General features: G+C 61.7%; 12 protein-coding genes and 1 pseudogene. 9 read left to right on the top strand and 4 right to left on the bottom strand.

What is annotated here, in order from left to right; translation table 11 throughout:
* The first annotated feature begins 4 nt into the window (after positions 1 to 4).
* The 9 genes from murD (at position 5) to lpxC (ending at position 10473) form a co-directional block, all read left to right on the top strand.
* Entirely contained in the window at positions 5 to 1351 is a 1347-nt protein-coding gene (gene murD, locus HU731_RS20800) for a UDP-N-acetylmuramoyl-L-alanine--D-glutamate ligase (protein WP_186607369.1), read from the top strand.
* Entirely contained in the window at positions 1348 to 2571 is a 1224-nt protein-coding gene (gene ftsW / locus HU731_RS20805) for a putative lipid II flippase FtsW (RefSeq protein ID WP_407728198.1), read from the top strand. Before murD ends, ftsW begins: the two co-directional genes overlap by 4 nt.
* Positions 2561 to 3631: an undecaprenyldiphospho-muramoylpentapeptide beta-N-acetylglucosaminyltransferase gene (gene murG / locus HU731_RS20810; protein WP_186607370.1), complete on the top strand. Its 1071-nt coding sequence runs from the start codon at positions 2561 to 2563 to the stop codon at positions 3629 to 3631. The genes ftsW and murG overlap by 11 nt, the downstream gene beginning before the upstream one ends.
* Entirely contained in the window at positions 3624 to 5072 is a 1449-nt protein-coding gene (gene murC, locus HU731_RS20815; RefSeq protein WP_003188677.1) for a UDP-N-acetylmuramate--L-alanine ligase, read from the top strand. Before murG ends, murC begins: the two co-directional genes overlap by 8 nt.
* A complete protein-coding gene (locus HU731_RS20820; RefSeq protein WP_014716974.1) occupies positions 5069 to 6025 on the top strand; it encodes a D-alanine--D-alanine ligase in 957 nt (318 codons plus the stop codon). Before murC ends, HU731_RS20820 begins: the two co-directional genes overlap by 4 nt.
* 4 nt (positions 6026 to 6029) lie before the next feature.
* Positions 6030 to 6899, top strand: coding sequence for a cell division protein FtsQ/DivIB (locus tag HU731_RS20825; protein WP_032893516.1), 870 nt, complete (start codon positions 6030 to 6032; stop codon positions 6897 to 6899).
* Positions 6900 to 6914: 15 nt separating this feature from the next.
* Positions 6915 to 8177 (top strand): cell division protein FtsA, encoded by a 1263-nt coding sequence (ftsA, locus tag HU731_RS20830; RefSeq protein WP_003188682.1) that lies wholly within the window; start codon positions 6915 to 6917, stop codon positions 8175 to 8177.
* A gap of 75 nt (positions 8178 to 8252) precedes the next feature.
* Positions 8253 to 9449, top strand: a complete 1197-nt coding sequence (gene ftsZ, locus HU731_RS20835) for a cell division protein FtsZ (RefSeq protein WP_003188685.1) — start codon at positions 8253 to 8255, stop codon at positions 9447 to 9449.
* Positions 9450 to 9561: 112 nt separating this feature from the next.
* Positions 9562 to 10473, top strand: coding sequence for a UDP-3-O-acyl-N-acetylglucosamine deacetylase (gene lpxC, locus HU731_RS20840; protein WP_003171886.1), 912 nt, complete (start codon positions 9562 to 9564; stop codon positions 10471 to 10473).
* A gap of 70 nt (positions 10474 to 10543) precedes the next feature.
* Here the strand turns inward: lpxC and HU731_RS28575 are convergent.
* From HU731_RS28575 to HU731_RS20855, 4 genes and pseudogenes are all read right to left on the bottom strand, one after another.
* Positions 10544 to 10651: pseudogene (locus HU731_RS28575) on the bottom strand (outer membrane lipoprotein carrier protein LolA); the annotation flags it as partial.
* On the bottom strand, positions 10652 to 11974 hold the full coding sequence (locus tag HU731_RS20845; RefSeq protein WP_186607371.1) for an OprD family porin: 1323 nt from the start codon (positions 11972 to 11974) through the stop codon (positions 10652 to 10654). It abuts the pseudogene before it with no gap.
* A 365-nt stretch (positions 11975 to 12339) separates the two neighbouring features.
* A complete protein-coding gene (locus tag HU731_RS20850) occupies positions 12340 to 13704 on the bottom strand; it encodes a heavy metal sensor histidine kinase (protein WP_186607372.1) in 1365 nt (454 codons plus the stop codon).
* Entirely contained in the window at positions 13694 to 14386 is a 693-nt protein-coding gene (locus HU731_RS20855) for a heavy metal response regulator transcription factor (RefSeq protein WP_003188690.1), read from the bottom strand. Before HU731_RS20855 ends, HU731_RS20850 begins: the two co-directional genes overlap by 11 nt.
* Positions 14387 to 14393 lie beyond the last annotated feature (7 nt).

The raw sequence follows: 14393 nt of genomic DNA on the forward strand, positions 1-14393 counted from the left end.
ACGAGTGTCCCTGATCGCTTCAGACCACTTCCGCATCGTTGTCGGCCTCGGCAAGAGCGGCATGTCCCTGGTTCGCTTCCTGGCGAACCGGGGCACGTCGTTTGCCGTGGCCGATACGCGGGAAAATCCACCGGAGCTGGTCACGCTGCGCCGTGACTACCCGCACGTGGAAGTGCGTTGTGGCGAGCTGGATGTCGAGTTTCTGTGCCGTGCCGATGAGCTCTACGTGAGCCCGGGCCTGGCCCTGGCGACACCGGCCCTGCAAGCGGCGGCGGCCCGTGGCGTGAAGCTGTCTGGCGATATCGACCTGTTCGCACGTAACGCCAAGGCGCCGATCGTGGCCATCAGCGGTTCCAACGCCAAAAGCACCGTCACCACCCTGGTCGGCGAGATGGCAGCGGCGGCGGGCAAGCGTGTGGCCGTCGGCGGCAATCTTGGCGTGCCGGCCCTGGACCTGCTCAGCGACGACGTCGAGTTGTACGTGATGGAATTGTCGAGCTTCCAGCTGGAAACCACCCACGACCTGGGCGCTGAAGTGGCGACGGTATTGAACGTCAGCGAAGACCATATGGACCGCTACAGCGGCCTGCCGGCTTATCACCTGGCCAAGCACCGGATCTTCCGTGGCGCCAGGCAATTTGTCGTCAACCGCCAGGATGCCCTGAGCCGTCCGCTGATGGGCGAGGGCATGCCCTGCTGGACCTTCGGCCTGGGCAAACCGGACTTCAAAGGCTTCGGCATTCGTGAAGAGAGCGGCGAGAAGTACCTGGCGTTCGAATTCCAGAACCTGATGCCGGTACGCGAACTGAAAATCCGTGGCGCACACAACCAGTCCAATGCCCTGGCGGCCTTGGCGCTCGGTCATGCGGTTGGCCTGCCATTTGACGCTATGCTCGCCAGCCTGCGCACCTTTGCCGGGCTTGAGCATCGCTGCCAGTGGGTGCGCGACCTCAATGGCGTCAGCTATTACAACGACTCCAAAGCCACCAACGTCGGTGCGGCCCTGGCGGCCATCGAAGGCCTGGGTGCCGATATCGACGGCAAGCTGGTGCTGATCGCCGGTGGCGATGGCAAGGGCGCCGACTTCAAGGACCTCAAAGCGCCAGTAGCCGCCCATTGCCGCGCCGTGGTGCTGATGGGCCGCGATTCGGACCTGATCGCCGCCGCCCTCGGTGACGCTGTACCGCAAGTACGCGCAGCTTCCCTGGACGATGCGATTGCCCAGTGCAAAGCCCTGGCCCAGCCCGGCGATGCAGTGTTGCTGTCGCCCGCGTGCGCCAGCTTCGACATGTTCAAGAACTATGAAGAGCGCGGCCACCTGTTCGCCCGCGCCGTGGAGGCTTTGGCATGAGCCTCAACCTGAGAAACATCATCAAGCCATACCCGTCGCCGATCATTACCGGGCGCGGCATTGACCTTGATTTCCCTATGCTCGCCGGTTGCCTGGCGCTGCTCGGCCTGGGGCTGGTGATGATCACTTCGGCGTCCTCCGAAGTGGCTGCCGTGCAGTCGGGCAACACGCTGTACATGATGATCCGCCACCTGGTGTACCTGGTGATCGGTCTGGGCGCCTGCATCGTCACCATGATGATCCCGATTGCTACCTGGCAGCGTTTGGGTTGGCTGATGCTGATCGGTGCGTTCGGCTTGCTGGTCATGGTGATCGTGCCGGGCATTGGCCGCGAGGTGAACGGTTCGATGCGCTGGATCGGTTTCGGCGCGTTCAACGTGCAGCCTTCGGAAATCGCCAAAGTGTTCGTGGTGATCTACCTTGCCGGTTATCTGGTGCGCCGTCAGAAAGAAGTACGCGAAAGCTGGATGGGCTTCTTCAAGCCGTTCATCGTGCTGCTGCCCATGGCTGGCCTGTTGCTGATGGAGCCCGACTTCGGGGCCACGGTGGTAATGATGGGCGCCGCCGCCGCGATGCTGTTCCTGGGGGGGGTGGGGCTGTTCCGCTTCACCTTGATGGTGGTGCTGGCCGTCGCGGCCGTGACCATCCTGGTGCAGGCGCAACCCTACCGGATGGCGCGTTTGATCACCTTTACCGACCCCTGGTCCGACCAGTTCGGCTCCGGCTACCAGTTGACCCAGGCGCTGATTGCCTTCGGTCGCGGCGAGTGGCTGGGCGTGGGCCTGGGCAACAGTGTGCAGAAGCAGTTCTACCTGCCGGAAGCCCACACCGACTTCGTGTTCTCGGTATTGGCCGAGGAGTTGGGTGTGGTGGGTTCGCTGTGCACCGTTGCACTGTTTGTATTCGTCTGCGTGCGCGCCATGTACATCGGCTTGTGGGCCGAGAAGGCCAAGCAGTACTTCGCTGCCTACGTGGCTTATGGGTTGGCCTTCTTGTGGATCGGCCAGTTCCTGATCAACATCGGCGTGAACGTCGGCCTGCTGCCGACCAAGGGCCTGACCTTGCCGTTCCTCAGTTACGGCGGCAGTTCGTTGGTGATTTGCTGCGCCTGTCTTGGCTTGTTGCTGCGTATCGAGTGGGAGAGCCGTACCCACCTGGGCAGCGAAGAGATGGAGTTCAGCGAGAGCGACTTCGCCGAGGAGCCGACCCATGGGCGCTAACGTGCTGATCATGGCAGGCGGCACCGGGGGCCATGTGTTCCCGGCCCTGGCCTGCGCCCGTGAATTCCAGAACCGTGGCTACACCGTGCACTGGCTGGGTACGCCCCGTGGCATCGAAAACGAATTGGTGCCCAATGCCGGCTTGCCGCTGCATTTGATCAACGTCACCGGTTTGCGCGGCAAGAGCAAGTTGTCATTGCTCAAGGCGCCGTTTGTGTTGCTCAAGGCGGTTATGCAGGCGCGCAAGATCATTCGCGAGCTCAAGCCGGTGTGCGTGCTCGGCTTTGGCGGTTATGTGACCGGCCCTGGTGGCGTTGCGGCGAAACTCGCGGGCGTGCCGGTGATCGTTCACGAACAGAACGCCGTCGCTGGTACCGCCAACCGCCTGCTGGTGCCGTTGGCCGCGCGGGTGTGTGAAGCCTTCCCGCAAACCTTCGCCGCCTCCGACAAGCTTCGCACCACCGGCAACCCGGTGCGTACCGAACTGTTCATGGCCATTGCGCGTGACGCGCTGGCGGGGCGCAAGGCTCACCTGCTGATCCTGGGGGGAAGCCTGGGCGCCGAGCCACTGAATAAATTGCTGCCTGAAGCCGTTGCGCAACTTCCTGAGGATGTGCGCCCGGAGATCTTCCACCAGGCTGGCAAGAACCACGATGAAGTCACCGCCGCGCGTTATCGCGAGGCCGGTGTAGAGGCCAATGTACAGCCCTTCATCAAAGACATGGCCCAAGCCTATGGCTGGGCCGACCTGGTGGTCTGCCGCGCTGGTGCGCTGACCGTCAGTGAACTGGCGGCCGCCGGTCTGCCGTCCTTGCTGGTGCCTTTGCCCCACGCTATCGACGATCACCAGACCCGCAACGCCGAATATTTGGCCGGGGAGGGCGCTGCCTTCCTGCTGCCGCAAAGAACGACTGGCGCCGCCGATTTGGCCGCACGCCTGACCGAGGTTTTGATGCAACCGGAACGACTCAACAGTATGGCGAGCACCGCAAGCCGCCTGGCCAAACCTGACGCAACCCGCACCGTGGTCGATATCTGCCTGGAGGTGGCCCATGGTTGAGAATCAGAAAGCCATGCCGCAACCCGAGATGCGCCGCATCCGTCGTATTCACTTCGTCGGTATCGGTGGCGTGGGCATGTGCGGGATTGCCGAAGTGTTGCTGAACCTGGGCTACCAGGTGTCCGGCTCGGACTTGAAAGAGTCGCCGGTCACCGAGCGCCTGAAGTCCTTCGGCGCACAGATCTTTATCGGCCACCGTGCCGAGAACGCCGCCGAAGCCGACGTGCTGGTGGTGTCCAGCGCCGTGAACACCTCCAATCCGGAAGTGGCCACCGCCCTTGAGCGCCGTATCCCTGTGGTGCCGCGTGCCGAGATGCTTGCCGAGCTGATGCGCTATCGCCACGGCATCGCCGTCGCCGGTACCCATGGCAAGACCACCACCACCAGCCTGATCGCCTCGGTGTTCGCTGCCGGTGGCCTGGACCCGACCTTCGTCATCGGTGGCCGCCTGAATGCAGCTGGCACCAATGCCCAGCTCGGCACCAGCCGCTACCTGATCGCCGAAGCCGATGAAAGTGACGCGAGCTTCCTGCACCTGCAACCGCTGGTCGCCGTCGTCACCAACATCGACGAAGACCACATGGCGACCTACGACGGCGACTTCAACAAGTTGAAGAAAACCTTCGTCGACTTCCTGCACAACCTGCCGTTCTACGGGTTGGCGGTGGTGTGCCTGGACGACCCGGTGGTGCGTGAAATCCTGCCTCAGGTCAAGCGCCCGACCGTGACCTACGGCTTCAGCGAAGACGCCGACGTGCGCGCAATCAATGTGCGCCAGGAAGGCATGCAAACCTTCTTCACCGTGCTGCGCCCTGACCGCGAGCCGCTGGACGTGTCGGTGAACATGCCGGGCAACCACAACGTGCTGAACTCTTTGGCGACCATCTGCATTGCCACCGATGAAGGCGTCAGCGATGAAGCCATCGTCGAGGGCCTGTCGCGCTTTGCCGGTGTGGGCCGTCGCTTCCAGGTCTACGGCCAACTGCCGGTTGAAGGCGGTGACGTGATGCTGGTGGACGACTACGGTCACCACCCGACCGAAGTCGCGGCCGTGATCAAGGCCGTGCGCGGTGGCTGGCCGGAGCGCCGGCTGGTGATGGTGTACCAGCCGCACCGCTACAGCCGCACCCGCGACCTGTACGACGATTTCGTCAATGTACTGGCCGATGCCAACGTGCTGCTGCTGATGGAAGTCTACCCGGCTGGTGAAGAACCGATCCCGGGCGCTGACAGCCGCAAGCTGTGCAACAGCATCCGCCAGCGTGGCCAGTTGGACCCGATCTACATCGAGCGTGGCGTGGACCTGGCGCCAATCGTCAAGCCGCTGCTACGTGCCGGCGACATCCTGCTGTGCCAGGGCGCCGGTGATATCGGCGGCCTCGCGCCCAAGTTGCTGGCGAGCCCGCTGTTTGCAGCTGCCGCCAAGGGGAAGTCGAAATGACCACTGACTACGGCTCCCTGTTTTCCACCCTTGCGCCTGCCGACTTCGGCCGCGTGGCCGTGCTGTTCGGCGGCAAGAGCGCCGAGCGCGAAGTGTCGCTCAAGTCCGGCAATGCGGTGCTTGAAGCGCTGCAAAGTGCTGGCGTGAACGCCTTCGGTATTGATGTGGGCGATGACTTCCTTGCCCGCCTGCAGGCCGAAAAGATCGACCGCGCCTTTCTCATTCTTCACGGCCGTGGCGGTGAAGACGGCAGCATGCAGGGCCTGCTCGAATGCGCCGGCATCCCTTACACCGGCAGCGGCATCCTCGCCTCGGCTCTGGCGATGGACAAATTGCGCACCAAGCAGGTGTGGCACAGCCTGGGCATTCCGACCCCGCGTCACGCCGTATTGTGCAGCGAAGACGATTGTATTTCTGCGGCCAAGGAACTGGGCCTGCCTTTGATCGTCAAACCAGCCCATGAAGGCTCCAGTATCGGCATGGCCAAAGTGAACTCGGCCGCCGAATTGATCGACGCATGGAAAGCGGCAAGTACCTACGATTCGCAAGTGTTGGTGGAACAGTGGATTTCCGGTCCCGAGTACACCATCGCCACCCTGCGTGGCCAGGTATTGCCGCCCATCGCTTTGGGCACGCCCCACACCTTTTATGACTACGACGCCAAGTACCTGGCTTCCGATACTCAGTACCGGATCCCATGCGGCCTCGAAGCAACCAAGGAACAAGAATTGATGGACCTCACGGCGAAAGCCTGTGAGGCGCTGGGTATCGCCGGTTGGGCGCGGGCAGACGTGATGCAGGATGACCAAGGGAATTTCTGGTTCCTTGAAGTCAACACCGCACCGGGCATGACCGACCACAGCCTGGTTCCCATGGCAGCCCGTGCCGCCGGTCTGGATTTCCAGCAGTTAGTGCTGGCGATCCTGGCCGACAGCATTGAGCCAAGAGGCTAAACACATGAACGGCGCATCGCTTCGTCATCAGCCCCCACAAGCACCGAGCCGCAAGCCGGTGCCACGGGGTGCAAGCCGAATGGTGGCTAAAGAGCCGATGTCTTCGCGCCTGCCGAAAGCCAACTTTGGTTTTATCAAGGCGCTGTTCTGGCCGGTGCTGCTGGTGGTGTTGGGCTTTGGTACGTACGAAGGCGCGCAGCGCCTGTTGCCGTATGCCGACCGGCCGATCACCAAGATCAGCGTGCAGGGCGACTTGAGCTACATCAGCCAGCAAGCGGTACAGCAGCGCATCGGCCCATACCTGGCGGCGAGCTTCTTTACCATCGACCTGGCGGGCATGCGCTCGGAGCTCGAACAGATGCCGTGGATCGCCCACGCCGAAGTTCGCCGCGTATGGCCGGACCAGGTGACGATCCGCCTGGAAGAACAACTGCCCGTGGCCCGTTGGGGCGATGAAGCGCTGTTGAACAACCAGGGCCAGGCGTTCACCCCGCGTGAGCTGGCCAACTATGAACACCTGCCGCAGCTGTTCGGGCCGCAGCGGGCGCAGCAGCAAGTGATGCAGCAGTACCAGGCCTTGAGCCAGATGCTGCGGCCACTGGGCTTCTCCATTGCACGCTTGGAATTGCGTGAGCGGGGCAGCTGGTTTTTGACGACCGGGGCAGGCAGTTCCGGCCCGGGCATCGAGTTGTTGCTGGGACGCGACCGCTTGGTGGAAAAGATGCGCCGCTTTATTGCCATCTATGAAAAAACCTTGAAAGAACAGATTACGAACATTGCGAGCGTCGACCTGCGTTACGCCAACGGCCTGGCCGTCGGCTGGCGTACACCGGCTGCGCCCACGGCAGCACAACCCGCTGTCGCGAAGAATTAAGAAGAGGCAGGACCCATGGCAAACGTGCAAAGCGGCAAAATGATCGTCGGTCTCGATATCGGCACCTCCAAGGTGGTGGCGCTGGTGGGCGAGGTCGGGGAAGACGGCGCGATCGAAATCGTCGGTATTGGCACGCATCCGTCCCGGGGCCTGAAGAAGGGCGTGGTGGTGAACATCGAGTCCACCGTGCAATCGATCCAGCGCGCTATCGAAGAAGCGCAGTTGATGGCCGGTTGCCGGATTCACTCGGCGTTCGTCGGCGTGGCCGGCAACCACATCCGCAGCCTGAACTCCCACGGCATCGTGGCGATCCGCGACCGCGAAGTCAGCTCGGCCGACCTTGAGCGCGTCCTCGACGCTGCCCAGGCCGTGGCGATCCCGGCGGACCAGCGCGTGCTGCACACCCTGCCGCAGGACTACGTGATCGACAACCAGGAAGGCGTGCGCGAGCCCCTGGGCATGTCGGGCGTGCGTCTGGAAGCCAAGGTCCACGTGGTGACCTGCGCCGTCAACGCCGCACAGAACATTGAAAAATGCGTGCGTCGCTGCGGCCTGGAAATCGACGACATCATTCTCGAGCAGTTGGCCTCGGCCTACTCGGTACTCACCGACGACGAAAAAGAGCTGGGCGTGTGCCTGGTGGACATCGGCGGCGGCACCACCGACATCGCGATCTTCACCGAGGGTGCGATCCGTCACACCGCGGTGATCCCGATTGCCGGCGACCAGGTCACCAACGACATCGCCATGGCGCTGCGCACACCGACCCAGTACGCCGAAGAAATCAAGATCCGCTACGCCTGCGCCCTGGCCAAGCTGGCCGGTGCCGGCGAGACCATCAAGGTGCCAAGCGTGGGTGATCGTCCACCCCGCGAGCTGTCGCGCCAGGCCCTGGCCGAAGTGGTCGAGCCACGCTACGACGAGCTGTTCACCCTGATCCAGGCTGAACTGCGCCGCAGCGGCTACGAAGATTTGATCCCGGCCGGCATCGTGCTGACCGGTGGCACCTCGAAGATGGAAGGCGCGGTCGAGTTGGCCGAAGAGATCTTCCACATGCCGGTGCGCCTGGGCGTGCCCCATGGCGTGAAGGGCCTGGGCGACGTGGTGCGCAACCCGATTTATTCCACCGGTGTGGGCTTGCTGTTGTACGGGCTGCAAAAGCAGACCGACGGCATTTCCCTGTCGGGCCCGAGCATCCGTGACAGCTACCGCAGCGATGACGAAGCCAAAGCGCCGTTGTTCGAGCGGCTGCAGGCTTGGGTAAAAGGCAATTTCTAAAGATTTACCGCGACACCGCAACACCCGCAACAAGCAGTAGGCGAAAAAACTAGAGAAAATGAAAGGAGAGGGAACATGTTCGAACTCGTAGACAATATCCCCGCTAGCCCGGTTATCAAAGTAATCGGTGTCGGCGGTGGCGGCGGCAACGCTGTCAACCACATGGTCAAGAGCAACATTGAAGGCGTTGAGTTCATCTGCGCCAACACTGATGCCCAGGCGCTCAAAAGCATCGGCGCACGGACCATCCTGCAATTGGGCACCGCGGTGACCAAAGGCCTCGGCGCTGGTGCCAATCCGGAAGTCGGCCGTCAAGCCGCCCTGGAAGACCGCGAGCGTATTGCCGAAGTGCTGCAAGGCACCAACATGGTGTTCATCACCACCGGCATGGGCGGCGGTACCGGTACCGGTGCAGCGCCGATCATTGCCGAAGTGGCCAAGGAAATGGGGATTCTGACCGTTGCTGTCGTGACGCGTCCGTTCCCGTTCGAAGGCCGCAAGCGCATGCAGATCGCCGACGAAGGTATCCGTCTGCTGTCTGAAAGCGTCGACTCGTTGATCACCATCCCCAACGAGAAGCTGCTGACCATCCTGGGCAAGGATGCCAGCCTGCTGTCCGCCTTCGCCAAGGCTGACGATGTACTGGCCGGTGCCGTTCGCGGTATCTCCGACATCATCAAGCGCCCAGGCATGATCAACGTCGACTTTGCCGACGTACGTACGGTCATGAGCGAAATGGGCATGGCGATGATGGGCACTGGCTGCGCCAGCGGTCCGAACCGTGCACGCGAAGCCACCGAAGCGGCTATCCGCAACCCGTTGCTCGAAGACGTGAACCTGCAAGGTGCACGCGGCATCCTGGTGAACATCACCGCCGGTCCCGACCTGTCTTTGGGTGAGTACTCCGACGTGGGTAGCATCATCGAAGCCTTCGCTTCCGAGCACGCCATGGTCAAAGTCGGTACCGTTATCGACCCGGACATGCGTGATGAACTGCATGTAACCGTGGTTGCTACCGGCCTGGGTGCCAAAATCGAGAAGCCTGTGAAGGTCATCGACAACACCCTGCACACCAGCCAGGCCAGCCAGGCAGCTGCCGCTCCAGCCCCTGCTCGCCAGGAACTGCCGTCGGTGAACTACCGTGACCTGGACCGTCCGACCGTGATGCGCAACCAGGCTCAGGCCGGTGCTGCGGCGTCCCGTAGCCCGAATCCGCAAGATGACCTGGACTACCTGGACATCCCGGCATTCCTGCGTCGTCAGGCCGATTAATGGAATGTATCAGGGCTATGAAGGTGATTGGTGTTCAGCAAAGGTCTGGTCTGCTATTATCGCCAGCCTTTGTTGATACCAGTTCGCAATTTGCGCTGAAGCGGTCCAAGCCATGATTAAACAACGCACCCTGAAGAATATTATTCGTGCCACAGGTGTAGGTCTGCACTCCGGGGAGAAGGTATACCTGACCCTCAAGCCTGCACCTGTCGACACCGGCATCGTGTTTGTGCGTGCCGACCTGGACCCTGTGGTGCAGATTCCTGCTCGCGCGGAAAACGTTGGCGAAACCACTATGTCGACCACATTGGTCAACGGTGACGTCAAAGTGGACACGGTGGAGCACTTGCTCTCGGCCATGGCTGGCCTGGGCATCGATAACGCCTACGTCGAGCTCTCCGCGTCCGAAGTCCCGATCATGGATGGCAGCGCTGGCCCCTTCGTATTCTTGATTCAATCTGCCGGCCTGGAAGAACAGGACGCAGCCAAGAAGTTCATTCGCATTCTGCGGGAAGTGACAGTAGAAGACGGCGACAAGCGCGCCACCTTCGTCCCGTTCGAAGGCTTTAAAGTGAGCTTTGAGATCGATTTCGATCACCCGGTATTCCGTGACCGCACCCAAAGTGCAAGCGTGGATTTTTCCAGCACTTCGTTCGTAAAAGAAGTCAGCCGCGCCCGTACCTTTGGTTTCATGAGTGACATCGAGTACCTGCGCAAGCACAACCTCGCACTCGGCGGCAGCGTGGAAAACGCCATCGTGGTCGACGCGGATGGTGTACTGAACGAAGACGGCCTTCGCTATGAAGACGAATTCGTGAAGCACAAGATCCTCGATGCAATCGGTGACCTCTACCTGCTGGGCAATAGCCTGATAGGCGAGTTCAAAGGCTTCAAGTCGGGCCACGCCCTTAACAACCAGCTGCTGCGCAAGTTGATTGAGCAGACAGACGCTTGGGAAGTCGTGACCTTCGAAGATGCCAGCACCGCACCGATCTCTTACATGCGTCCCGTTGCGGCGGTGTAAGTAACAACTCTCTTTCTTTAGTTTTGAAAGGCTGCCTTCGGGTGGCCTTTTTTTATGCCCGACACTTTCCTACTGTAGGAGCGAGCTTGCTCGCGAAAAAATCGAGCGCGCCGCGTGCATTCAGGATGCCCGCGTCATCGTTAACGTTTTTCGCGAGCAAGCTCGCTCCTACCTGTATTCAGAACACGTTGATCGGGTAGTCCACGATCACGCGGTACTCATCCACATCGCGGTCCACCGCCGAGTAGCCATTGCTGCCGCGGTTGGTCGCCCATTGCAGGCGCACGGCCAAGTCCTTGGCCTTGCCGCCCTGCACCACATATTTCACGTCGATATCCCGCTCCCAATGCTTGGCATCCTTGCCATCGGCGCTGTACCAGTTGCTGTAGCCGCGGCTGTTGGGGTCGACCTTGGTCAGGTCGGTCTTGCCGCTGATGTAGGACACGGCGGACGTCAAGCCGGGCACGCCGAGGCCGGCGAAGTCGTAGGCGTACTTGAGCTTCCAGGAGCGCTCGTTGGGCCCGTTGAAATCCGAGTACTGCTGGGAGTTGTCCAGGTACACGCTGTCGCCCTGGGTGATGTAGTCGAACGGCGTGTTGCCATTGACCCGCTGATACGTCGCCGTGACGCTGTGGTTGCCCACGCCCACGGTGAAATGCAGGCTGTAGGTGTTGTTGTCGATATCCCCCAGCAGCGATTGGCCGGTGTCCTGGGTATGGTAGTAGTGCAGGCCGGGAGTCAGGCTGACCAGGTCGTTCAGGGCGTAGGTGTATTCCAGGTCGTAGTAATACTGGTGCCAGACGTCCTTGAGTTCGGAGGCGTACAGGTTGCTGGTCAGCCCCTCAATCGCGCTGAACGACACGCCGGCCCAGTCCAGGTGCTGGCTGTCGCTGTTGGCGGGCAGCGTGCCGTAGCTGGTGCCGATGCGCCGGTGGCCGCTCTGGTTGTAGAGCTTGGTGAAACTGGCCCGGCCACCTTCGAACATCCAGCCGTCGAAGCTGTGGTTGGTCAGGCTCACGCCACGGAAAGTCTGCGGCAACATTCGCGTCATGCCGCCGGCGATCACCGGGTTGTTGAGGAACAGGTCACCGGCCTTCAGTTCGGTGTCGAAGGCGCGCAGCTTCAAGGTGCCGCCGGCCGTCGAGAACGACCCCGGCGCTTTGCCGTTGCCGCTGCCATACGGAAGGATGCTGGAGCCATCCGTACCGCCACCGCCGTCGAGCTTGAGGCCGAGCATGGCATTGACGTCCAGGCCGAAGCCGACAGTGCCCTGGGTGTAGCCGGATTCGAAGGTGCCGATAAAACCCTGGCCCCATTCCTTGCTGTCATCGGTATGAATATCGCGCCGGTCGCGGTTCATGTAGTAGTTGCGGGTGTTGATCGTGAGGTGGGAGCCTTCGACGAAACCGTCGTTGGGGGGAGTGTCTGCCGCGTGGGCCAGCGGGGCGATCGTTGCTGCAATCGCGAGGAATAACGGGGTGAACGTCAGCGAGTTCTTCACCGGTAAAGCTCCTTTGGTCAATCCATAACGGCCAGTGTCGTGAGGGTGTGCCCGGCCTTTTTTTACGGCAAAAAAAAGCCGCTGAAAGTCAGCGGCTTTAAGACAGATTCCCAGTGTAGAGCCCTGGAAAAAAGTCGAGGGAAATTCGGGTAAGCGGGTCAGCTGTCTTTGCCACCGCGCTCATCGGTGCGTCAAAGTAACGCAGGCGAGCGCTGCGATACAGAGTGTAACAAGATAATAACTATTGCCCAAACCGCAACAGTGTGGGAGCTGGCTTGCCTGCGATGCAGACACCTCGGTATGTCAGGCGCACCGAGGTGATGCTATCGCAGGCAAGCCAGCTCCCACATTTTTGAACGAGTTGTTCAGACCGGCAGGGTGATACCAAACGTATTGCCACCGCCCTCACTGCGCACAAACACATCCCCCCCATGCATCAACGCAATCGCCTTGACGATGGCCAGCCCCAGCCCGTGATTGGCCCCGCTGTTGCTGCGCGAGGCATCCACGCGGTAGAAGCGTTCGAACAGGCGTGGCAAGTGTTCGCTGGCAATGGCCTCGCCGGGGTTGGTCACGCCGATCGTCACCTGGTGTGCCTGCACTTCAATGCGCACGTCGATGACTTGCCCCGGCGCGGTGTGTTGCACGGCATTGCTCAGCAGGTTGATCAGTGCGCGACGCAGGTGGGCCTTTTCGATCTGTACCACGGCATCGCCGTGCACGCGCACTTCGACCTGGGCGTCTTCGAGGATGAAGTCCAGGTAGTCGAGGGTGGTGGCCACTTCATCGGCCAGGGCGCTTTCGATCAGTTTGGTGGCCTTGCTGCCTTGGTCGGCGCTGGCGAGGAACAGCATGTCATTGATGATCGAGCGCAGCCGTTCCAGTTCTTCCAGGTTCGATTGCAGCACCTCGAAATATTGCTCTGCCGACCGACCGCGAGTGAGCGCCACCTGGGTCTGGCCGATCAGGTTGGTGAGCGGCGAACGCAGTTCATGGGCGACGTCGGCGTTGAACGACTCCAGGCGCGAATACGCCAGTTCGACCCGGTCGAGGGTGGCGTTGAACGAATTGACGAATTGGCTCAGCTCCGGCGGCAAGGGGGACAATTGCAGGCGCCCGGAGAGTTTCGGCGGCGCAAGCTTTTGCGCCTCATCCGAGAGTTTGCCCAGGGGCTTGAGGCCGATACGGGCGACCCAGAACCCCAACAGTGCCGCCAGTATTACACCCACCAGCGCCAGGCTGACCAATGCCACCAGCAAGTGATGCTGGGTGGCGCGGAAGTTCTCCGTGTCGATGGCAATCATGAAGCGCAGCGCCGGGCGCTGGTCCTTGGCGGCAAACTGGCTGACCAGCACCTTGAAGGGATAGTCGTGACCGGGCAGGCGCAGGTCGCGCTTACCCGTGGCGCCCTCGGCAAAGGCGCGAACTTGTGCGTCCGGCTCACCGTATTCGTAGCTCGGGTCGCTGCTGACCACCCAGAAACGGATGCGCTTGTCTTCTTCGCCCAACAGCTTGAGCTTGGACCTGATCTTGGCCCAATGCTCCGGCGTGCCGAAGCGATTGATCGACGACTCCAGCACGCTGTAGCGCGCATCCAACTCGGCCCCAGGTAACAACCCCAGGCCACGGTCGACCTGCTGGTACAGCGCGCCGCCGATCAACAGGAAGATCAGCAGCGCCACCAGGGTGAACATGCCGCTCAGGCGCAGGGCGATGGAGTTAGCGACCACTGTGGTTTTCCTGCATGCGGTTCTCCAGCACATAACCCATGCCGCGAATGGTGTGCAGCAGCTTGTGTTCGAACGGCCCATCGAGCTTGGCGCGCAGGCGCTTGATCGCCACTTCCACCACGTTGGCATCGCTGTCGAAATTGATGTCCCAGACCATCTCGGCAATCGCGGTCTTGGACAGGATCTCACCCTGGCGCCGCGCCAATACGCTGAGCAGCGAGAACTCCTTGGCGGTCAGGTCCAGGCGCAGGCCGTTGCGGCTGGCCTTGCGGCTGATCAGGTCGATCCACAGGTCGGCGACGGTGACCTGCACCGGTTCATGGCCGCCGCTGCGACGGGTCAGGGCTTGCAGGCGCGCCACCAGTTCCAGGAACGAAAACGGCTTGCCCAGATAGTCATCGGCGCCTTCGCGCAGGCCACGAATGCGGTCTTCCACGCGCTCACGCGCGGTGAGCATGATCACCGGCGTCTGCTTGCGGGCGCGTAAGGCACGCAACACACCGAAGCCATCCAGGCCGGGCAGCATCACGTCGAGCACGATCACCGCGTAATCGTTCTCCAGCGCCAAGTGCAGGCCCTCAATGCCTTCTCGGGCCACATCGACGGTGTAGCCTTGCTCTGTCAGGCCGCGGTGCAGGTAGTCTGCGGTTTTTTCTTCATCTTCAATAATCAGGACGCGCATGACCGCC

The organism is Pseudomonas salmasensis (assembly GCF_014268375.2).
Taxonomy (GTDB): domain Bacteria; phylum Pseudomonadota; class Gammaproteobacteria; order Pseudomonadales; family Pseudomonadaceae; genus Aquipseudomonas; species Aquipseudomonas salmasensis.